12 protein-coding genes are annotated in these 20,994 nt (G+C 70.9%); 10 read left to right on the forward strand and 2 right to left on the reverse strand.

Annotated features, from left to right (window positions below):
* Window positions 1–163: 163 nt before the first annotated feature.
* Window positions 164–1,318 carry a 4-hydroxyphenylpyruvate dioxygenase gene (gene hppD, locus Ahu01nite_RS46625; RefSeq protein WP_203843199.1) on the reverse strand — a complete coding sequence of 385 codons (1,155 nt, stop codon included), beginning with the start codon at window positions 1,316–1,318 and terminating at the stop codon, window positions 164–166.
* A gap of 88 nt (window positions 1,319–1,406) precedes the next feature.
* Between hppD and Ahu01nite_RS46630 the strand changes: the two genes are divergently transcribed.
* The 3 genes from Ahu01nite_RS46630 to Ahu01nite_RS46640 all read left to right on the forward strand — a co-directional run bounded on the left by Ahu01nite_RS46630 (window position 1,407) and on the right by Ahu01nite_RS46640 (window position 4,985).
* Window positions 1,407–1,892, forward strand: coding sequence for an Lrp/AsnC family transcriptional regulator (locus Ahu01nite_RS46630; RefSeq protein ID WP_203843200.1), 486 nt, complete (start codon window positions 1,407–1,409; stop codon window positions 1,890–1,892).
* A 63-nt stretch (window positions 1,893–1,955) separates the two neighbouring features.
* Window positions 1,956–3,269, forward strand: a complete 1,314-nt coding sequence (locus tag Ahu01nite_RS46635; protein WP_239159695.1) for a PQQ-binding-like beta-propeller repeat protein — start codon at window positions 1,956–1,958, stop codon at window positions 3,267–3,269.
* Window positions 3,270–3,317: 48 nt separating this feature from the next.
* Window positions 3,318–4,985, forward strand: coding sequence for a fumarate hydratase (locus Ahu01nite_RS46640; RefSeq protein ID WP_203843201.1), 1,668 nt, complete (start codon window positions 3,318–3,320; stop codon window positions 4,983–4,985).
* A gap of 69 nt (window positions 4,986–5,054) precedes the next feature.
* Here the strand turns inward: Ahu01nite_RS46640 and Ahu01nite_RS46645 are convergent, their stop codons facing one another.
* On the reverse strand, window positions 5,055–5,576 hold the full coding sequence (locus tag Ahu01nite_RS46645; RefSeq protein ID WP_203843202.1) for a hypothetical protein: 522 nt from the start codon (window positions 5,574–5,576) through the stop codon (window positions 5,055–5,057).
* 277 nt (window positions 5,577–5,853) lie between these two features.
* On the opposite strand from Ahu01nite_RS46645, the gene Ahu01nite_RS46650 reads away from it, so the two are divergent.
* From Ahu01nite_RS46650 to Ahu01nite_RS51130, 7 genes are all read left to right on the forward strand, one after another.
* Entirely contained in the window at window positions 5,854–8,796 is a 2,943-nt protein-coding gene (locus Ahu01nite_RS46650; protein WP_239159696.1) for an AfsR/SARP family transcriptional regulator, read from the forward strand.
* On the forward strand, window positions 8,793–11,645 hold the full coding sequence (locus Ahu01nite_RS46655) for an AfsR/SARP family transcriptional regulator (RefSeq protein WP_203843203.1): 2,853 nt from the start codon (window positions 8,793–8,795) through the stop codon (window positions 11,643–11,645). Before Ahu01nite_RS46650 ends, Ahu01nite_RS46655 begins: the two co-directional genes overlap by 4 nt.
* Window positions 11,646–11,697: 52 nt before the next feature.
* The gene (locus Ahu01nite_RS46660) at window positions 11,698–13,098 is read left to right on the forward strand and encodes a class II fumarate hydratase (RefSeq protein ID WP_203843204.1); all 1,401 of its coding nucleotides are present in this window, start codon (window positions 11,698–11,700) and stop codon (window positions 13,096–13,098) included.
* Between the two features lie 66 nt (window positions 13,099–13,164).
* Window positions 13,165–14,826, forward strand: a complete 1,662-nt coding sequence (locus tag Ahu01nite_RS46665; RefSeq protein WP_203843205.1) for a S8 family serine peptidase — start codon at window positions 13,165–13,167, stop codon at window positions 14,824–14,826.
* 99 nt (window positions 14,827–14,925) lie between these two features.
* A complete protein-coding gene (cysS, locus tag Ahu01nite_RS46670) occupies window positions 14,926–16,341 on the forward strand; it encodes a cysteine--tRNA ligase (protein ID WP_203843206.1) in 1,416 nt (471 codons plus the stop codon).
* The gene (gene rlmB / locus Ahu01nite_RS46675; RefSeq protein WP_203843207.1) at window positions 16,341–17,465 is read left to right on the forward strand and encodes a 23S rRNA (guanosine(2251)-2'-O)-methyltransferase RlmB; all 1,125 of its coding nucleotides are present in this window, start codon (window positions 16,341–16,343) and stop codon (window positions 17,463–17,465) included. The genes cysS and rlmB overlap by 1 nt, the downstream gene beginning before the upstream one ends.
* Window positions 17,466–17,739: 274 nt before the next feature.
* Window positions 17,740–20,961 (forward strand): Hsp70 family protein, encoded by a 3,222-nt coding sequence (locus Ahu01nite_RS51130; protein WP_239159697.1) that lies wholly within the window; start codon window positions 17,740–17,742, stop codon window positions 20,959–20,961.
* Window positions 20,962–20,994 lie beyond the last annotated feature (33 nt).

Genomic DNA, 20,994 nt, shown 5'->3' on the forward strand with positions numbered 1-20,994 from the left:
GTACCCGCCGGGCTGGGGTGGCACGTGGCCGGTCGGCGGGGGCGGGCCGTAGCCCGGCTGGGGTGGGGGGAGGGCGCCGGGCGGCGCCGGGGCGCTGACCGGCCCGGTGCCGGGCCGGCCCGCGTCCGGGGCGTCGTCTTGTGCTGCGGTCACGCAGACAGTGTTACAGGTTTCCGCGAAGCTCTTGTTCCCGCTCGATGGCCTCGAAGAGCGCCTTGAAGTTGCCCTTGCCGAAGCCGAGTGACCCATGTCGCTCGATCAGCTCGAAGAAGACCGTCGGCCGGTCCTGGACGGGCCGCGTGAAGATCTGCAGCAGGTAGCCGTCCTCGTCCCGGTCGACCAGGATCGAGCGCTTCTTCAGCTCCTCGATCGGCGCCCGCACCTCGCCGATGCGCGCCCGCAGTTCCGGGTCGTCGTAGTACGAGTCGGGGGTGTCCAGGAACTCACATCCGGCGGCCCGCATCGCGTCGACGCTGGCGATGATGTCGTTGGTCGCGACCGCGACGTGCTGGGCGCCCGGGCCGCCGTAGAACTCGAGGTACTCGTCGATCTGCGACTTGCGCTGGGAGACGGCGGGCTCGTTGAGCGGGAACTTGACCTTGCGGGTGCCGTCCGCGACGACCTTGCTCATCAGCGCCGAGTAGTCCGTGGCGATGTCGTCGCCGATGAACTCGGCCATGTTGGTGAAGCCCATCACCCGGCGGTAGAACTCCACCCACTCGTCCATCTTGCCGAGTTCGACGTTGCCGACCACGTGGTCGACCGCCTGGAAGTAGCGCTTGGGCTGCAGGCCGGCGTCGATGGCGGGCTGCCGGTCGACGATCGGGCCGCGCGCCACGAAGCCGGGCAGGAACGGGCCCTCGTAGCCGGACCGGTCGATCAGGGTGTGCAGGGTGTCGCCGTACGTCGAGATCGCCGCGACCCGGATCGTGCCGTGCTCGTCCTTGACGTCGTGCGGCTCGGTGACCCCGCGGGCGCCGGCCGAGACGGCGTGGGCGTACGCCTTGTCGACGTCCGGGACGGCCAGGGCGATGTCCCGGATGCCGTCGCTGTGCTTGGCGACGTGGTCGCTGCCCGGGGCCCCGGCATGCACCGCGCCCGTGATCAGGAACCGGGCATTGCCGCTGACCAGGACGTACTCGGCGTGGTCGCGGTAGCCCTGCTCGGGCCCGCGGTACGCCACGCAGGTCATCCCGAACGCGGTCGAGTAGTAGTGGGCCGCCTGCTTCGCGTTGCCCACGAGGAACTGGAGGTGGTCGACGCCCTTGACGGGAAAGACGTCGTCGGTCGATGTGGCGTTTTCCAGCGTCTGCGTCATGAGGTGACGTTGACGCAGGTCACAGCGCTGGGCAACAGTGGGAATTTCCGTTGGTCAGTCTGCACATTCGGTAGGGTCTGAGGTCACTATGGCTGTACAAGATGTCCACCTCGACGCCCTCGATGGTCAACTCCTGGGCCTGCTCACCGAGGAGCCGCGCATCGGCGTGCTCGAGATGTCGCGTCGCCTCGCCGTTGCCCGCGGCACGGTGCAGGCCCGGCTGGACAAGCTGCTCGCCCGCGGGGCGATCCGCGGCTTCGGCCCGGAGGTGTCACCGGCCGCGATCGGGTTCGGGGTGATGAGCTTCGTGACCCTGGAGATCTCCCAGCGCTACGGGCACGCCGCGGTCACCGCCCACCTGGCGGAGATCCCCGAGGTGCTGGAAGCGCACACGATCACGGGCAGCGGCGACCTGATGTGCCGGATCGTGGCCCGGTCCAACGCCGACCTGCAGCGGGTGATCGATCAGATCGTCGGATACGCCGGAATCGTCCGCGCCTCCACGATCGTCGCGCTCGCCGAGCAGATTCCGTACCGCACGATGCCCCTGGTCAGAGCCGCCAGCGGGGCATAAGGCTCCGACACGGGCTTATCGGGCTGATTCCCCCGCGCAGTGGATCTCGTTACCGTGTCGGGCGTGGCATCTACCGGCGCGAAGGGCGCGGCTCTCATCGGCGTCGTGGCCGTCGTCGTGCTGGCCGTCACCGGGGTGTGGAACCCCTGGCCGAACGTCTGGTCCTGGGTGACCCAGAGCGACCCGATCGCCGAGGGGGTCGCGAGCTGGCAGGCCCCGATCGGCGGTTCCCCGCACAGCATCACGATCACGGGCGGCTCGGTGATCGTCGAATACCGCACGTCCGTCGAGGCGTACGGCCTGACCGCAGGCGTGAAGCTCTGGAAGTCCGACGCCGACTGGGCCGGTGTCGCCGGCGGCGGCGGTGACGCCGTGGTCGTCGTCGGCCGGCTGCTCACCAAGGGTTACGAGGTGCTCGACCCGGCCACGGGCGCTGTCCGGCGTCGCGACACCGATGCGACGGCGGTCTGGACGTATTCGGACATGATCCTGGACATGCGCTGCCTGAAGGCCGGGGCGTGTGAGCTGAGCGCGTGGGAGCCGCACGGCAGCAAGCCGGAATGGACGGTGTCGACGCCCGGCATCGGCTTCGTGCTCAACGCGTCGAACCCGGATCTGCCCGACACCCAGCCGATCAGCGCCGCGCAGATCGACTCGCACGCCGCCGGGCCGCAGGCGCTGCCCGACCTGATCGGGCTCCCCGGCGACGGCAAGATCCAGGTCATCGACACCGCGCGGGGACGGGTGTCGCAGACCCGCACACCCGCCCGCGACCAGCGCGTCGCCGTTGTCGGCAGCCGGGTGCTCACGGTCACGGGGGAGGCGCGCGACGGCACTTGCTACTACGACGTGACCGCGCACGATCCACCGAACGGGCGGACGGTGTGGCAGCGCGACGGGCTCAACCTGCGTACGGCGGACAACGGCTCGGACTGCAAGCAGGAACGGGACCCGGCGGGCGGCTCCGATGTGGTGCTCGGCGTCGACCCGTACGGGCGGCAGGAGCTGATCGCCGCGCACGACGGGCGCAATCTGTGGCGCGGTGAGGACGGGCAGAACGTGCTCGCCGTCAACAACTCGTACGCGCTCATCCGCAGCGCCGACAAGAAGACGCTGACCGCGCGGTCGTTCGGCCGGGGTTCGGTGGCGTGGCGGCGCCCCGTCACCGCGGAATCCTCGGCGGGGATCACCACGTATGCCGCGATCATCTCCGACCCCAAGGCCGGGCGGCTGGTGGCGGTGAGCCCGCGTAACGGGGAAGTGCTGATCGAAGCGCGTACCGATGCCAAGGTCTTCGCGGCCGGTCCGGCGGGCCTGATCCTGGTGTCCGGCCGGGACATGGCATACCTCCCATACCGGGCAACTCCCGCGAAGTGACCCAGCTGGTTGGCACCCGTGGCGGGCGCTGGCCTAGGCTTTCCGGTCATGAGCAGAGCCGCCGCTTTCTCGTACTCGCCGTTGCTACCCATCGGTGACGACACGACTGAATATCGCCTGCTCGCGGACGAGGGCGTCGACGTCGTCGAGGGCCCCGGGGGCCGGCGGTTCCTCACCGTGGAGCCCGAGCTGCTGACGCTGCTCACCGCCGAGGCCATGCACGACATCGCGCACTTCCTGCGCCCCGCGCACCTCGCCCAGCTGCGGTCCATCATCGACGACCCGAAGGCCTCGCCGAACGACCGGTTCGTCGCGCTCGACCTGCTGCGCAACGCGAACATCGCAGCCGGCGGCGTGCTGCCGATGTGCCAGGACACGGGCACGGCGATCGTCATGGGCAAGCGCGGCCGGCACGTGCTGACCGACGGCTCCGACGAGGAAGCCATCGCGCGCGGGGTCTACGAGGCGTACACCCGGCTCAACCTGCGGTATTCACAGCTCGCCCCGCTGACGATGTGGGACGAGAAGAACACCGGGAGCAACCTTCCGGCGCAGATCGAGCTGTACGCGGAGGACCCGGGCGGCCAGCCCGACGCGTACAAATTCCTGTTCATGGCCAAGGGCGGCGGCTCGGCGAACAAGTCGTACCTCTATCAGGAGACCAAGGCGCTGCTGAACCCGGCGCGGATGATGGAGTTCCTCGACGAGAAGCTGCGGCTGATCGGCACGTCGGCCTGCCCGCCGTACCATCTCGCCGTTGTCATCGGTGGCACCAGCGGCGAGCACGCCCTCAAGACGGCGAAGCTCGCGAGCGCGAAATACCTGGACAACCTGCCGCGCTCGGGCTCGATGACCGGCCACGGCTTCCGCGACGTCGAGCTGGAGGCGGCGGTCCTCGAGCTGACCCGCGACTTCGGCATCGGCGCCCAGTTCGGCGGCCGCTACTTCTGCCACGACGTACGGGTGATCCGGCTGCCCCGGCACGGTGCGTCCTGCCCGGTGGCGATCGCCGTCTCCTGTTCCGCCGACCGTCAGGCGCTCGCCAAGATCACCCCTTCGGGTGTCTGGCTGGAGCGGCTCGAGCCCGACCCGGCCCGGTTCATGCCCGACGTCACCGACGATGGCCTCGAGACCGACGACGTGGTCCGGGTCGACCTGCGCCGCCCGATGGACGAGATCCGCGCGGAGCTGTCGAAATACCCCGTGAAGACCCGGCTGTCGCTGACCGGACCGCTGGTCGTGGCCCGCGACATCGCCCACGCCAAGATCGCCGAGCGGCTGGACGCGGGCGAGCCGATGCCGCAGTACCTGCGCGATCACGCGGTCTACTACGCGGGGCCCGCCAAGACCCCCGAGGGGTACGCCTCCGGCTCCTTCGGACCCACCACGGCCGGCCGCATGGACGCGTACGTCGAGAAGTTCCAGGCCGCGGGCGGTTCCCTGGTCATGCTGGCGAAGGGCAACCGGTCGGGCCAGGTGACCCGGGCCTGCCAGTCGTACGGCGGCTTCTACCTGGGCTCGATCGGCGGCCCGGCCGCGCGGCTCGCCCAGGACTGCATCCGCCACGTCGAGGTGCTGGAATACCCCGAGCTCGGCATGGAGGCCGTGTGGCGCATCGAGGTGGAGGACTTCCCGGCCTTCATCGTGATGGACGACAAGGGCAACGACTTCTTCTCCGAGGTCACCAAGCCGGTCCTGAGCATCGGCCGCCGATAGAGCCGAGGCCGCTGAGCCACCGCTGAGCCGCCCTAGCCGGGCCGCCGCCGGGGCCGGTGCTGAGGCCGATCAGGTCGCGCAGAAGCCGGTCACCGGGGTCATCCACTCCGTGATCTGAGCCTCGATGGTCTTCTCGAAGTCCTTCTCGGTTTTGATCTTGTCGAAGAACTTGGTGTCCGAGGCGCTGGCGGTGAGCTTGGTCGCCGAGGCGGCGCCGGCGTCCTGGATCTTCGGATCCTGGGCCGCGGCGGTCTCCTTCTTCAGCTGGGCACCGGCATCCTTGAGCTGCTTGCCCGCTGCCTTCTCGGCGGCGTCGGCTTCCTCGGTCTGCTTCTTCTCCTTGTACGCGATCATCTTGCCGATCTCCGTACCGAAGTCCTCGAGCTCGGTGTTGTAGATCTTCGTGACCTTGGCGCAGACCGCCCTGGTGTTCGCCGTGTAGTCCGGCGGCGGGGTCGTCGACGCCGGCGCCGACGAGGGGGTGACGATGGTCGGGGCCTCGGTCGCGGAGTCCGTGTCGCCGTCGCTGCTGCAGGCCGCTCCGCTGAGAAGCAGTCCACCGAACGTCACGGCGATGAGGGCGCGTCGCATAAAGATCCTGTTCGTCGGGGAAGTCCAAAAACCCCGCCGACGATACTTCCGCAGCTAGTCGCCGTCCAACTCCGCACAGCGATGAACAGCGACGCCCCCACGATGAACAGCTCGCCCACCATCGCAGTGGACGAGCTGAACACCCCCGTTACGACCGCCCCGCCCCGTAGGGGGTGTTGGGGTTTGCAGGAGCGGAGCGGCCGTTGCTCCATCAGCGTGCCTCCCCGCTCTCTCGTTCCACTGTCGTTGCGCTCTCACCGGCTAAGGTCAGGAATTGATGAGTCTCGGAGGTGGCGCGGTGCGGTTCGGCATTCTGGGGCCGCTCGTGGTGACCGACGACGGGCGCGAGATCGCGATCACCGCGGGGCGGGACCGGACGGTTCTGGCGTTGCTGTTGCTGCAGCCCGGCCGGATCGTCGGTGTCGAGGAGCTGATCGACGCGGTGTGGGGCGACGACTCACCCGTCACCGCCCGCGGCCAGTTGCAGACCTGTGTGTCCCGCCTGCGAAAGGCGCTGCCGTGGGACGTGATCCGCACCGACCCTGCGGGGTATGGCATCGCGGTGTCGCCGGACGACCTGGACGCCGGCCTGTTCACCCGGCTCACCACGAGGGCCGGCACCGACCCGGAGCGATATCGGCAGGCCCTGGCTCTGTGGCGAGGCCCTGCGCTCGCCGGGATCGAGGCCCGTGCCGTGCGCCGGCTCGCCGCCGTCCTCGACGAGCAGCGCGGTAACGCGGTCGAGGAGTGGATCGATCTCGAGCTGACAGCGGGGCGGGAGCGGGAGCTCGTCGCCGAGCTGACCGGCCTGGTCGAGGCATATCCGCTGAGGGAGCGGCTGCGCGCGCAGTTGATGGCTGCCCTGCACCGACTGGGCCGGCGCGCGGAGGCCCTTGCCGAATACCGCCGGGCACGGAAGATCCTCCAGGAGCGGCTGGGCATCCAACCGGGCCCGGAGCTGCAGGATCTGCACCGCCGCGTGCTGACCGGGGCCGACGAACCGGCCCCGGGCCAGGCCGGCGGCAAGACGGTCCGCAGCCTGCCCCGGACCGTCGGCGACTTCACCGGCCGGGACGAGACAGTGGACCGGCTGGTGCGCGCCGCGGCGCAGACGACGCTGCTGACCGTCGACGGGATGGCCGGGAGCGGCAAGACGACGCTGGCGTTGCGGGTCGCGGAGCTGCTCGCGGACGCGTACCCGGATGCTCAGCTCTTTCTTGATCTGCAGGGGCACAGCGAGGGCCGGCCGCTCGACCCGGCCGCGGCGGTGCTCGCCCTGCTGCGCCAGCTCGGCGTCGAGATGGACAGGGTGCCGCCCGGACTGGACGCCCAGGCGGGTCTGTGGCGCTCCGAGCTGGCCCGCCGCCGGGCGCTGGTGATCCTCGACAACGCCGCGTCCAGCGCCCAGGTGCTCCCGCTGCTGCCGGCCTCGCCGTCGAACCTCGTCGTGGTGACCAGCCGGCGCCGACTGCTCGGCCTCGACGGTGGCCACCCCGAGTCACTGCCGGTGCTCGAAGAGGCGGAAGCCGTCGCGCTGCTCGGCCGGATCGTCGGTGAGCGGGTCGCCGCCGAACCGGAGGCCGCCCTGGACCTCGTCCGGCGCTGCGGTTGCCTGCCGCTCGCGATCCGGCTCGCCGGGTCCCGGCTCGCCCACCGGCCACGGTGGGCGGTGCACGATCTCGTCGGGCGGCTGGGGGAGTCGGCGCTTCCTGAGCTGGCGGCCGAGGACCGCAGCGTCGTGAACGCGTTCGCCCTGTCGTACGGTCAGCTGCCGGAGCCCGATCAGCAGTTGTTCCGGTTGCTCGGCCTGCATCCCGCCGACCGGTTCGGCGCCGTGTCGGTGGCCGCGCTCGCCGGCCTGTCCCTGACCCGGGCGCAGGAGGTCCTGGACGACCTGGTCGACGTGAACCTGATCGAGGAGCCGGCCCCGAACGTCTACCGGCTGCACGACCTGGTCCGCCAGTACGCCGTCCAGCTCGCCGAGACGATCCCCTTGGAGCGGCGTAGGGTCGCGCTGGCCCAGCTGATCGGCCTGCATCTGGAGGCCAGCACCGAGCTCAACCGGCGCATCGAGCTGGGCGTCGGCTTCACCGGTGGCCCGCAGCCGAGGGACCGCCCCGAGCTGGTGGCGCGAGCCGTCGACGATCCCGGCTGGATGGAGGATCAGCGCCCCGCCCTGCTGCCGTTGATCCGGGCGGCGGCGGAGATCGGGGCGATCACCGACGGGTGGATGCTGGCCCGGGTCACGTGGCGCTTCCTGTACGAGCGCAACTACCACGACGACATGATCGCGGTGCAGGAGCTGGGCCTGTCGCTGGCTCGCGAGGACGGGGACGAGCGCGGGATCGCGACCCTGAACAACTCCCTGGCGTCGGGCTACTACCGCGCCGGTCAGTACGCCCAGGCCGTGGAGCGGTTGACGGAGACGCTCACCCACGAGGTCCGGCTGGGGAACGCGACCGGGGAAGCGCGGGCGCGCTACAACCTTGGCGGGGTGCTGCAGCGGATGGGCCGGCCGCACGAGGCACTGGCGGAGATCCAGCGCGCGTACGACCTGATGCGCGCCCGCCAGGACCTGTTCGGCCTTGCCCGGTGCAACTCCGGGCTGGCCGCGACCCGGCTCCTGCTCGGCCGGTGGCCGGAAGCCCTGCGCTCCGCCCGCCACACGCTGCAGGCCGCTGTCGAGACGGGGGACCGGGCGCTGGCCGCGTCCTCGCTGGTCGCGATCTCCGAGGCCCGGTTGGGGCTCGGCCAGACGGCGCAGGTCGAACGCGTGCTGATGTCCGTGCTGTGGTTCTCCCGGGCGATCGGGTTCGCCTCCGCCCGGCCCGAGGCGCTGCATCTGCTCGGCCTTGTCGAGCTGCAGCGGGACCATCCGCAGGCAGCCACCGAATGGTTCCTCGCCGCGCTGGACGACGCGCGGGGATCCGGCGACTGGCTGACCGTGGCCCACGCGGAGACCGGGCTCGGCCGGGCGGCATGGGCGCGGGGCGACAACGAGGACGCGGTGCAGCGGCTGGGGCAGGCGCTGACGACGAGCCGCCGGATCCGCGCCGAGCTCGAGGAGGGCCGGGCCCTGCAGTGGCTGGGCGCCTGCACGGCGGCGAGCGACCCGGAGGCCGCGCGCCGTTACCTGTGGCGCGCGCTCGCGATCTTCGATCGGATGGGCGTGCCGGGAAGGGGCGAGGTCGAACGCGTGCTGGCCGGGCTCGACCGGTGACCGAGGTACGCCTGGGCATCCTGGGGCCGCTGGTGGTGACCTACGGCGGCGTCGAGGTGGCGATCACCGCGGGCCGGGATCGCACCGTTCTCGCCATGCTGATCCTGCGCGCGGGCCGGATCGTCGGCGTCGAGGAACTGATCAGCGCGGTGTGGGAGGACGGCCCGCCCGCCACCGCCCGGGCGCAACTGCAGACCTGTGTGTCGCGGCTGCGCCGGGTGCTGCCCGCCGGGATCATCCGCACCGACCCCGCGGGGTACGCCGTCGTGACGGCTCCGGAGGACCTGGACGCGGCGCGGTTCACCCGGCTGACCGAGCGGGCCCGCGCCGAGGGGAACACCCCGGACGAGGCTGCGAAGCTGTTCCGGGAAGCGCTGGCACTGTGGCGCGGGCCCGCCCTGGTCGGTCTCGACGCGCGGGGTGTCCGCCGTCTCGCCGCGGTGCTCGACGAACAGCGCGCGGCGGCGGTCGAGGACTGGATCGACGTGCAGCTGGCGGCCGGCCACGAGCGGGAGCTGGTCGCCGAGCTCACCGGGCTGGTCGACAGCTTCCCGTTGCGCGAGCGGCTGCGCGCCCAGCTGATGCTCGTCCTGCACCGGCTAGGGCGAAGAGCAGACGCCCTCGCGGAGTACGCCAGAACCGTCGACCTGCTCCGCGAGGAACTGGGCATCGAGCCGGGCCCCGCGCTGCGGGACCTGCACGATCGCATCGTGGCCGGGGAGGTGGCGCCCGCGCCGGCCGTCCGCCCCCGGTTCGCGCCGGTCCGGAACCTGCCCCGCGCGGTCGGCGACTTCACCGGGCGCGATGCGACGGTGGAGCGGCTGGTGCGGGCCGCCGCCGTGACGACGGTGCTGACCGTGGACGGCATGGCGGGCAGCGGCAAGACAGCCGTGGCGCTGCAGGTGGCGGAGCTGCTCAGAGGGGCGTACCCGGATGCTCAGCTCTTCATCGACCTGCGGGGATTCAGCGAGGGTGAACCGCTCGCCCCGGCCGCGGCCCTGCTGGACCTGTTGCGGCAACTGGGCATCGCCGCCGAGCGGATCCCGCCGGACCTCGACGGGCGGGCCGAACTGTGGCGATCGGAGCTGGCCGACCGCCGGGCCCTCGTGATCCTCGACAACGCGGAGTCCAGCGCCCACGTCGCCCGCCTGCTGCCGTCCTCGTCAGCGGGCCTCGTCGTGGTGACCAGCCGGCACCGGTTGCTGGGTCTCGACGGCGGCCACCCCGAGTCGTTGCCGATGCTCGACGAGCCGGAGGCGGTCGCTCTGCTCGGCAGGATCGCCGGCGCACGGGTGACCGCCGAGCCCGAGGCTGCGCTGGAGGTCGTTCGGCACTGCGGTCTCCTGCCCCTGGCCATCCGGCTCGCCGGTGCCCGGCTCGCGCACCGTCCCCGATGGGCGGTCGGTGACCTCGCCGCCCGGTTGAGCGGGTCGGCGCTGGCCGAACTCGCGGCCGAGGACCGGACGGTGGCCGGTGCGATCGCGTTGTCGTACCGCCGGTTGCCGGAGCCGGCGCGGCGCTTGTTCCGGCTGCTGGGCCTGCATCCGGCCGAGCGCTTCGGTGCGGTGTCGGTCGCGGCGCTCGGTGGGCTGCCGCTGCCCGAGGCGCAGGATCTGATCGATGACCTGGTGGACGTACATCTGATGGAGGAACCGGACCCGCACCGCTACCGGCTGCACGAGCTTGTCCGGCAGTACGCTGCCGGCCTGGCGGAGACCGACGGTCAGGCCCTTTCCCAGCTCCTCGACCTGCACCTGTACGCGACCGCGCAACTGACCCGGGCCACGGTGGACCTGCCGCCCGCCGCCCGCCCCGATCTGGTCGCGCGGGCGGTCACCGAGCCCGATTGGCTGGAGGAGCAGCGAACGAGCCTCGCTCCCCTGATCCGGGCCGGCGAACCCCGCGCCGCCTGGCAGCTGGCCCATGTCAGTGGGAGCTACCTCTATCACCGCGGGCATCCGGACGAACTCATCACCGTGCAGACCGAGGGGCTGGCCGCCGCGCAGCGCACCGGTGACCGGCGAGCGGTGACGCTGATCAGCAACCACCTGGCCGCCGCGCTGGCCGGGGCCGGTCGGCTCGCCGAGGCCCTCGAGCGGCTGGACACCGGCCGGGCCGGGATCTTGCTGGAACTCGGGCGGCAGCAGGAGGCGTACGCCGAGGTCGATCGCGCTTTCCAAGACCTCCTGCAGCAGGGGGAAAGCCCCGGCACGGCCGCTCGGGCATCCGGCCTTGCCCGCGTGCTGAACGAGCTCGGCCGCCACCGGGAGGCCCTCGGGTACGCCCGTTCCGGCCTGCAGGACGCCGTCGAACGCAGGCTCACCGGGCCGCTCGGTGTCTGCCTGTCGGATGTCGCCCGCGCCAGGATCGAGCTCGGCGACCTGGAACCCGCCGGGCTGCTGCTGGACGCCGCCGGCGCGGTGCTGCGCAGGTCCGGTTTCCTGGTGGAACGGATCGAGGTGCTGCGGCTGCTTGGCCTGCTCGAAGTCCGGCGGGGGCGGGCTACGCGGGGCGCTGTGGCGTACGGTGCGGCCCTCGATCTTGCCCAGGAGCTCGGCTGGAGCGTCGCAGTGCCGCTCGTCGCCAACGACCTCGGGGTGGTCCTGCTCGCGATGGGTGACCACGAGCGGGCCGGGGAGCAGCACGAACACGCCCTGAGCAGTGCGCAGCACACGGGCGCGCAGCTGCAGGAGGGGCGCGCGTTCGACGGTCTCGGCGCCTGCGCCGCCGCCCGGGGCGACCCGGTCGCGGCACGTCGTCACTGGTGGCATGCGCGGGGGGTCTTCGACCGGATCGGCTCCTCCCGGCGGGACGAGGTCGACCGCCGGCTCGGGGAGCTGGACGCCTGAAGAGTGGCACGGATCAACTGCGTCCCGCCCGTCGCGGAGGGAGGATGGAGGCGTGACGACGACTGACGAGAGCGGATTCCGGATCGAACGCGACACGATGGGCGAGGTCCGGGTCCCGGCCGATGCCCTCTGGCGCGCGCAGACGCAGCGGGCGGTGGAGAATTTCCCCATCTCAGGGCGGGGGCTGGAGTCCTCGCACATCCGGGCGCTGGCCCGGATCAAGGGCGCGGCCGCCCAGGTGAACGCGAGCCTCGGCGTGCTTGAGGACGACCTGGCCAAGGCGATCGTGACCGCTGCGACGCAGGTCGCCGAGGGCGGTTACGACGACCAGTTCCCGATCGACGTCTTCCAGACCGGCTCCGGCACGTCGTCCAACATGAACACCAACGAGGTCATCGCGACGCTCGCCTCCCGCGAGCTGGGCCGCCCGGTGCACCCCAACGACCACGTCAACGCGTCGCAGTCCAGCAACGACGTCTTCCCCTCCTCGATCCACCTCGCCGCGACCGAGGCGGTGACCAGCGACCTGATCCCGGCCCTGGAGCATCTCGAGCGCGCGCTGAGCGACAAGGCCGCGGCCTGGGCGGAGGTCGTCAAATCAGGCCGCACGCACCTCATGGACGCGACTCCGGTCACCCTGGGTCAGGAATTCTCCGGGTACGCAGCTCAGGTGCGCTACGGCGTCGAAAGGCTCGGCGCCACCCTGCCGAGGCTCGGCGAGCTCCCGCTCGGTGGCACCGCCGTCGGCACCGGGGTGAACACGCCGCCCGGGTTCGCCCCGGCCGTGATCGAGCGGCTGCGCGAGCTGACCGGGCTGCCGCTGAGCGAGGCCCGCAACCACTTCGAGGCACAGGGCGCCCGGGACGCGCTGGTCGAGGCGTCGGGGCAGCTGCGCGTCATCGCCGTCGGCCTCTACAAGATCGTCAACGACATCCGCTGGATGGGTTCCGGCCCGCGCGCGGGGCTGCGCGAGCTGCGCCTGCCCGATCTGCAGCCCGGTTCGTCGATCATGCCGGGCAAGGTGAACCCGGTGGTGCCCGAGTCGGTGCGCCAGGTCGCGGCCCAGGTCATCGGCAACGACGCGGCCGTCGCGTTCGCCGGCAGCCAGGGCGACTTCGAGCTCAACGTGATGCTGCCGGTGATGGCCCGCAACCTGCTCGAGTCGATCAAGCTAATCGCGGCCGCCGCACTGATGCTCGCCGACCGCTGCGTCGCCGGGCTGGAGGTCAACGAGGAGATCACCCGGGGCTACGCGGAGGGATCGCCGTCCATCGTCACCCCGCTGAACCGCGTCCTCGGTTATGACGAGGCCGCCGCGATCGCGAAACAAGCCCTGAAGGAAGACAAGACCATCCGGGCGGTAGTCCTCGAACGTGGACATGTCGCCAACGGCACTTTGACCGAGGATCAGCTGGATTCGGCGCTTGATGTGCTGCGAATGACGCGTCCCTGATCAACCACAGGCGAGCGGGGGGTGACGACCCTTGTGGATCATCGCGTTCTTCGATGGAATGCGGTGATGAGAAGACGCCTGACGGCAGGGGCCGTCGCCACCGCGACGGGTCTTGCCCTCCTCGCCGGTCTGCCGATCTCGTCGGCAAACGCCGCACCGTCCACCGCTTCCACGGGCACCAGCGAATACACGGTGGTCGCCGGTGACGGGGTTTCCGCCGCCGATGCCCTCGCCGCGATCACCGCCGCCGGTGGCACGGTCGTGAGCAGCAACGCGGCCGTCGGGACCTACCGGGTCTCGTCGGCCGCCGCCGACTTCAAGGCCAAGGCCGCGAAGTCGGGCGCGCTGATCGGTGCCGCTGCCCGCAAGCCCATCGGGTACGCCCCCAACCCGTCGCCGGTCGAGAAGCCGATCACCGAGGGCCGGGGTGGCGCGTCGTCGCCCGGGGTCCCCAAGGCCGACCCGCTCGACGACAAGCTCTGGGGCCTCAAGATGGTCAAGGCCGACAAGGCCCACGCCATCGAGAAGGGCGAGCGCGGTGTCACCGTCGGCGTCCTCGACACCGGCCTGGACGCGAGCAACCCCGACCTCGCGCCCAACTACAGCAGCAAACTGTCCCGCAACTTCGCACCCGACATCCCGGAGATCGACGGCGCCTGCGAGGTCGCGAGCTGTGTCGACCCGGCCGGCACCGACGACGGCGGGCACGGCACCCACGTGGCCGGCACCATCGCCGCGGCGGCCAACGGCTCCGGCGTCACCGGTGTCGCGCCCAACGTGACGCTGGTCGAGCTCAAGGGCGGCCAGGATTCGGGCTACTTCTTCCTCGACCCGGTGGTCAACGCCCTGACGTACGCGGGTGACGCCGGCATCGACGTGGTCAACATGTCCTTCTACGTCGACCCGTGGCTCTACAACTGCAAGGCCAACCCGGCCGACGCCCCCGACGCGCAGGCCGAACAGCGCGCCATCATCGCGGGCATCAACCGGGCGCTGAACTACGCGCACAAGCGGGGCGTCACGCTGGTCGCCGCCGCCGGCAACCAGTACGACAACCTGAACGACCCGCAGGAGGACACGACCAGCCCCGACTACGGGACCGACCCGTACTACCGGCCGATCGACAACTCCACGTGCTTCACGCTGCCGGCCGAGGGCCCGAACGTCATCGCCGTCTCCGCGCTCGGCCCGTCGAAGTCGAAGTCGCACTACTCCAACTACGGCACCGAGCAGGTCACGGTCGCCGCGCCGGGTGGCTTCACCCGGGACTTCTTCGGCACCCCGCAGTACAACCAGACGGCGAACAACATCCTGTCGTCGTACCCGCTGAGCGTGCTCCAGGCGACCGGCCGGGTGGACGCCGACGGCAACGTCATCGCCGCCAACGTGTTCAAGGACTGCACGGCGGCCGGCAAGTGCGGCTACTACGTGTATCTCGCCGGTACCTCGATGGCCTCGCCGCACGCGGCCGGTGTCGCGGCGCTGATCATCAGCAGGTACGGCCACCGCGACTTCTGGCGCGGCGGGCTGACGATGAACCCCGACCTGGTTCAGGCGCGGCTCGTGAAGACCGCGGCGGAGACGGCGTGCCCGGAGCCCCGGCTGCGCAGCTACGCCAACGAGGGCTATCCGGTGGCGTACGACGCGTACTGCGCCGGGCCGAAGTCCTTCAACAGCTTCTACGGGCACGGCATCGTTGACGCGTACGCCGCTGTCGGAGGTCGTTGATCTTCGCCTGCGGACCCTGTGGATAACTCTGTGGATGACCGCCCCGCCCGTCCTTCGGGCGGGGCGGCATCGCGTTGATGGGGTCGGTACCCTTATGCGGTGACGATGAGGCTGCATGACACCGCGACCCGATCCGTCCGCGACTTCGTTCCGAAGACGCCGGGGCAGATCGGCATCTACGTGTGTGGGCTCACCGTCCAGTCGGTGCCGCACATCGGCCATCTGCGCAGCGGTGTCAACTACGACATGCTGCGGCGCTGGCTGACCCACACCGGCAACGAGGTCACGTTCATCCGCAACGTCACCGACATCGACGACAAGCTCCTGATCAAGTCCCTGCAGAGCGGCCAGCCGTTCTGGGCGATCGCCTACGCGAACAGACTCGTCCTCGACGCCGACTACGGCGCGCTCAACGTGCAGCCGCCGACCTACGAGCCGCTCGCGACCGGGCACATCCCCGAGATCCACGAGCTGATCGGCGAGCTGATCGCGGGCGGCCATGCGTACGTGTCGGCCGAAGGCACCGGTGACGTCTACTTCGACGTGCGCACCTACCCGGGATACGGCTCGCTCTCCGGTCAGAAGCCGGAGGACATGCTCTCCGCCGGCGAGGCCCCCGAGCGCGGCAAACGCAACGCCGAGGACTTCGCGCTCTGGAAGGGCGTCAAGGCCGACGAGCCCACCGACGCCTCGTGGCCCTCGCCCTGGGGCCGCGGCCGCCCCGGCTGGCACATCGAGTGCTCCGCGATGGCCCGGCGTTACCTCGGCGCCGAGTTCGACATCCACGGCGGCGGCCTCGACCTCACGTTCCCGCACCACGAGAACGAGATCGCCCAGTCCCACGCGGCCGGGCTGCCGTTCGCCCACTACTGGGTGCACAACGCGCTGCTCAATCTCGGCGACGCCAAGATGAGCAAGTCCCTGGGCAACGTCATCGACGTCGAAGCGGTCCGCGAGATGGGCATCCGCCCGGTGGAGCTGCGCTACTACCTGGGCGCGCCGCACTACCGCTCGCGCATCGACTACTCCGACGACGCGCTGCGTGAGGGCGCCACGGCCTACCGGCGGATCGAAGGCTTCGTGCAGCGCGCCGTCGAGGTGGTCGGCCCCGGCCGCCCCAAGGCGGTGCCGCCGGCCTTCGCCGCCGCGATGAACGACGACCTCAACACCTCGGCGGCGCTCGCCGTCGTGCACGACACGATCCGCGTGGGCAACACCGCCCTCGCGGAATCGGACGAGACCGGGGTCCGGGCAGCGCTCACCGAGGTGCGTGCCATGCTCGGAGTGCTCGGCCTCGACCCTCTCGACGAGGCCTGGGGCGGCGGCGACACCGGCGGTGACCTCAAACCGGTGGTCGACTCGCTGGTGGCGCTCGCGCTGGAACAGCGCACGCAGGCCCGGGCACGCAAGGACTGGGGCGCGGCCGACTCGGTCCGCGACCAGCTCAAGAACGCGGGTATTCAGGTGGAGGACACTCCGGCCGGGCCGCGATGGACGGTAGGAGAACAGCACTGATGCCGGGCAATTCAAGCAACGCGAGCAAGCGGGCGACCAACAAGAAGGGCGCGGCGGCCGGCTCCGGCGGTAAGAACCGCACGGGCAGCCTCAAGCCCCGTGGCAAGACGCTGCCCGCCGACGAGCGGCCGTGGCACAAGGGCTACTCCGGCACGGAGAAGCTCCCCAATAAGACCGCCCGAAAGCAGGACAAAGAGCGCAAGGCGGCAGCCGCCGAGGGGCGCGTCCCCAAGATCGGCCTGCCCGGCTCGAAGGACACCACCTGGGGCCGCGGCGGCGGCCGCGGCACCTCCGGGCGCCCCGCCCAGCAGCGTGGCAACCGCCCCCAGACCCGGGGCGGCCCCCGCATCGCCCCCGGACGCCGCTCCAACCCCACCAAGGAAGGCCCCGAGCTCCTGCTCGGCCGCAACCCGGTGGTCGAAGCACTGCGCGCCAACATCCCGTCCACCGCGCTCTACATGGCGCAGGGCATCGACATCGACGACCGCATCACCGAGATCGTCCGCACGGCGGGCGACCGCGGCATCCCGATCCTCGAGATCAGCCGGCTCGAGCTCGACCGGATGACCGGCGGCGTCATGCACCAGGGCGTCGGCCTGCAGGTGCCCCCGTTCGCCTACGAGGACTTCAACGACCTGGTAGCAGCCGCCCTCGAACAGACGGCCCCCCTCCTGGTCGCCCTCGACGGCGTCACCGACCCCCGCAACCTCGGCGCGGTCATCCGCTCCGTCGCGGCCTTCGGCGCCCACGGCGTCTTCATCACCGAACGCCGCGCCGCCGGCATCACCCCCACCGCCTGGCGCACCAGCGCGGGCGCGGCAGCCCGCGTCCCGGTCTCCCAGGTCGTCAACCTCACCCGCGCCATCAAGGCCGCCCAGCAGGCCGGCTTCACCGCCATCGGCCTCGACGCCGACGGCGAAGTCGACCTCTACCAGCTCGAGGCAGCCTCCGGGCCCCTCCTCGTGGTGGTGGGCTCCGAAGGCCGCGGCATCTCCCGCCTCGTCGGCGAAACCTGCGACATGCTGGTCAGCATCCCCATGGCCTCCGAAGTGGAATCCCTCAACGCCAGCGTCGCCGCCGCGGTCACCCTGGCCGAGGTAAGCCGCCGCCGCACGTACAAGTAGCCAGCCCGGTCCTTGTTCGGGTAATTGCCGTGTTCCGCCGACAGCGGAACACGGCAATTACCCGAACGGGCTCCTCACGCCACGGCCTGAACGGATCTGAGAACGTCCCCGTTTGGGTGGGTCCTGGGCGGATGTTCCGGGGGATTCGGGGCTGACCAGCGGGCGTGGCTGGGGGTGGTCGTGGGCTACAGGTAACGTGACGGGCCGGGTGGTCACGTTGGTGGAGGGGACCTGCATGCTCGGTGTTGATCTGGGCACGTCCCATACGATCGCGATGCTTCGGCAGGCTGATGGGCGGGTGCGGCCGCTGCTGTTCGATGGGCAGCCGTTGCTGCCGTCGGCGGTTTATCTTGATACGACCGGGCGGCTGCATGTCGGGCGGGACGCCGTGCGGCTCGGGTATGCGGAGCCGGATCGGCTGGAGCCCAATCCGAAGCGGCACGTTGATGCGGCGAGTGTGTTGCTGGGCGGGGCCGAGGTGCCGGTGGCCGACATGCTGGCGGCGCTGCTGGGGGCGGTGGCGCGGGAGGCTGTCGCTACGGTGGGTTATCTTCCGCCTGCGGTGGTGACCTATCCCGCCGCTTGGGGTGCGCAGCGGCAGGAAGTGCTGATCGCGGCGATTGCCAGGGCCGGGTGGCCGCCAACCACGGGAGTTCTTCGGACCACGCCCGCTCAAGCAGGTGCGAACGCAACGCTGATCGATATCGCGTGGACGCCGCCGGTTGCTGCGGGGGCGTTGCCTGGGCGGCTGGTGGCTACGCAGTTGGTGGCGGAGCCGGTCGCGGCGGCGCGGTATTTCGCTGACGTGTTGCGGCAGCCGGTGCCGGTCGGGTCGGCCATCGGGGTTTTCGACTTCGGCGGTGGGACGCTGGACATCGCTGTGGTGCGCAACGTCAGGGCCGGTGCCGATGGGCGGGGGCGGTTCGAGGTCGCGGCTTCTGGTGGGCTGGACGACCTCGGTGGGCTGGATCTGGACGCGGCGCTGGTGGAACATCTGGGCACCACTTTGCGGGCCGAGGAGCCTGCGGCCTGGGCGGCGTTGTCCGAGCCGGTGACGCTTGCGCAGTGGCGGGCGCGGCGGCGGTTCTGGGACGACGTACGCGGGGCGAAGGAGATGCTGTCCCGCGCCAGCCAGGCGCCGGTGCCGGTGCCCGGCGTTGAGAACGCGCTCCAGGTCACCCGCGAGGAGTTGGAGCTGGTTGCCGGGCGGCTGGTGCGGCGGGGCGTGGCCGAGGCCGGCGAGGTCATCCGGGCCGCGGGGCTGGCTCCGGCCGATCTTGCCGGATTGTTCCTGGTCGGGGGCTCGTCGCGGGTGCCGCTGGTCGCCCGCCTCCTGCACAGCGAGCTGGGTATCGCCCCGACCGTCCTCGAACAGCCCGAGCTGCCCGTCGCCGAGGGTTCCATCCTGGCCGCCGATCTGACAGAGGAGAAGCCCGCGGAGGGGAAGCCCGCGGAGGGCAAGCCCGCAGACGGAGAGCCCGCCGAGGGCAAGCTCGCAGACGGCAAGCCCGCCGACGGAGAGCCCGCGGACGGGAAGCCCGCCGAGGGCAAGCCCGCAGACGGAGAGCCCGCGGAGGGGGAACTCGCCGAAGGGAAGCCCGCCGAAGGGAAGCCCGCCGACGAAACGGTCGCCGGGGGAGGGCCCGCCGAACGTGAGCCCGCCGTGGAAACGCTTGCCGATGGAAAGCCCGCCGAGGACACGGTTGCCGGGGCCGGGGCCGCTGAGGAAGGGCGGGGGCTAGGAGAAGGCGCGCCGACCGCGACCGTTGACGCCGTCGCCGCCGTGGTCGCGCCCGTTCCCGACACGCAGCCCAGCGTCGAGCCCGTGGCACTGACCAGGGCCGAGCCCGCGCTGAGCAACGGGTCGCTGAGCAACGGGTCGCAGGGCAACGGGTCGCAGGGCAATGTGTCGCAGGGCAACTGGGTGCAGGGCAGCGGGTCGCAGGGCAGCGGGTCGCAGGGCAATGGGGTGCAGGGCAACGGGGTTTTGGGTGCGCCCGGGGAAGGGGCCGCGCCGCAGTATGCCGATCCGGTCGATCCGTGGGCGACCGGTGAAGCGGCGCATCTGGCGGCTGGTGGGGCGGCCTATCCGACGTCGGGGGCGCCGGCTGAGACGTGGCTGGCGTCGGCGGATGGGGAAAAGGGGCGGCTTCCTGCGTACCGAAGGAAGTGGGTCTGGGTTGTCGCGGCCTTGACCGTTGTGGTGCTGGGCGTGGGCGGTGGGCTTGTTGTCTGGGCCTGGCCGGATTATCCGGCTCTGGACTATCAGCCGTTGAGCGAGCCCGTCAGGGTGAAGCCGGTTGCGCCCGTGACGTCAGGTTTCTCCGCGACCGCGCTGCGGGACGGGACGGCATATTTCGCCGCCGATGACGGTGAGGGGCAGCTCGGGGTTGTAGCCGCGGATGCCGGGACGGGCAAGGTTGCGTGGAGCAACGTCGAGGCCGGCTCGGCGACCGGGTGGGAGTCGTTCTTCGGTGTGCCGGATGCGATTGTCGCGGTGACCGCGGTCGAGTCCGCGTCGAGTGACCGGCGGGTGGTTCTGCTGGATCCGAAGAGCGGGCACAAGATGTGGGAGCGGCGGATCAACTCCGATGATGAGCTGCTGTTCGCCGGTGACACCGCGGTGCTGGTCGACCGGACCGAGAACAGGCTGGTGGGGCTCCAGATCCGGAAGCAGGGTTCGGCCGGGTGGGAGTTGAAGAGCCCGACCACCGAGTACGGCCAGAGCACCACAAAAGTCGTCACCGTGACCGCCGTCGAGGACCTGACCGGGGTTGCGCAGACCGCCGGCAGCGACTCGCGGATCGTGCAGATCGGCGCCGACCGTTCCGTGCGGGTGATCGACGCCGACAAGGGCACGATCGTGGCGGGACCGCAGCCGAACGTCGCGCAGCCTGATGAGGACGTCGTCGCTTACAACGGGCGGCTGATCGTGTCCGAGTCGAGTGACGCGCACCGGATGCTGGCGTATGACCTGGACAAGCTTGGTGAGCCGCGGGTGCTCTACACGCCGCCGGGTACGAACGACCGGGTGCAGACGCTGAGCCCGTGCGGGGCCGACCGGATCTGCGGGGTGCAGAAGACGTCGTACGACAGCGAGACCGCGCAGGTCGTGGGGATCGACGCGGCCAAGGGCGGGGAGGTGTGGCATCGCAGCGCGCCGCACGTCGCCACGCTGCTGCCGGTCGGCGATGCCGTGGTCGCGACTCAGGAGACGTCGCCGGGGCAGGTGATGCTGCTCGACGCCGCCGGGAAGGTCACGTGGACCAAGCCGGAGATCGTGGTGGGGCGCATCGATGCCGCGAACATGCTGGTGTTCTCGAAGGCGCTGAGCACGTCGCCCGATGACCCTTCGATGTCGGGCGAGCACCTCGGTGACAAACCTGTGCCGTTGGGATCGCTGAAGGGCGTACGGTCGCAGACCTGCTCCTGGGACAGCGAGCATCTCGCGTGCGTGGCCGACGAGGACTTTGTCCTGCAGACCTTCACGAAATAGAAGAAGGGCGGCCCCGAGGGGTCGCCCTTCTCC

This window comes from Winogradskya humida, from assembly GCF_016862215.1.
Lineage (GTDB): Bacteria > Actinomycetota > Actinomycetes > Mycobacteriales > Micromonosporaceae > Actinoplanes > Actinoplanes humidus.

Coding starts and splice junctions, on each gene's coding strand:
- hppD (WP_203843199.1), bottom strand. CDS start 1,318: ATGACGCAGACGCTGGAAAACGCCACATCGACCGACGACGTCTTTCCC.
- Ahu01nite_RS46630 (WP_203843200.1), top strand. CDS start 1,407: ATGGCTGTACAAGATGTCCACCTCGACGCCCTCGATGGTCAACTCCTG.
- Ahu01nite_RS46640 (WP_203843201.1), top strand. CDS start 3,318: ATGAGCAGAGCCGCCGCTTTCTCGTACTCGCCGTTGCTACCCATCGGT.
- Ahu01nite_RS46645 (WP_203843202.1), bottom strand. CDS start 5,576: ATGCGACGCGCCCTCATCGCCGTGACGTTCGGTGGACTGCTTCTCAGC.
- Ahu01nite_RS46650 (WP_239159696.1), top strand. CDS start 5,854: ATGAGTCTCGGAGGTGGCGCGGTGCGGTTCGGCATTCTGGGGCCGCTC.
- Ahu01nite_RS46665 (WP_203843205.1), top strand. CDS start 13,165: ATGAGAAGACGCCTGACGGCAGGGGCCGTCGCCACCGCGACGGGTCTT.
- rlmB (WP_203843207.1), top strand. CDS start 16,341: ATGCCGGGCAATTCAAGCAACGCGAGCAAGCGGGCGACCAACAAGAAG.
- Ahu01nite_RS51130 (WP_239159697.1), top strand. CDS start 17,740: ATGCTTCGGCAGGCTGATGGGCGGGTGCGGCCGCTGCTGTTCGATGGG.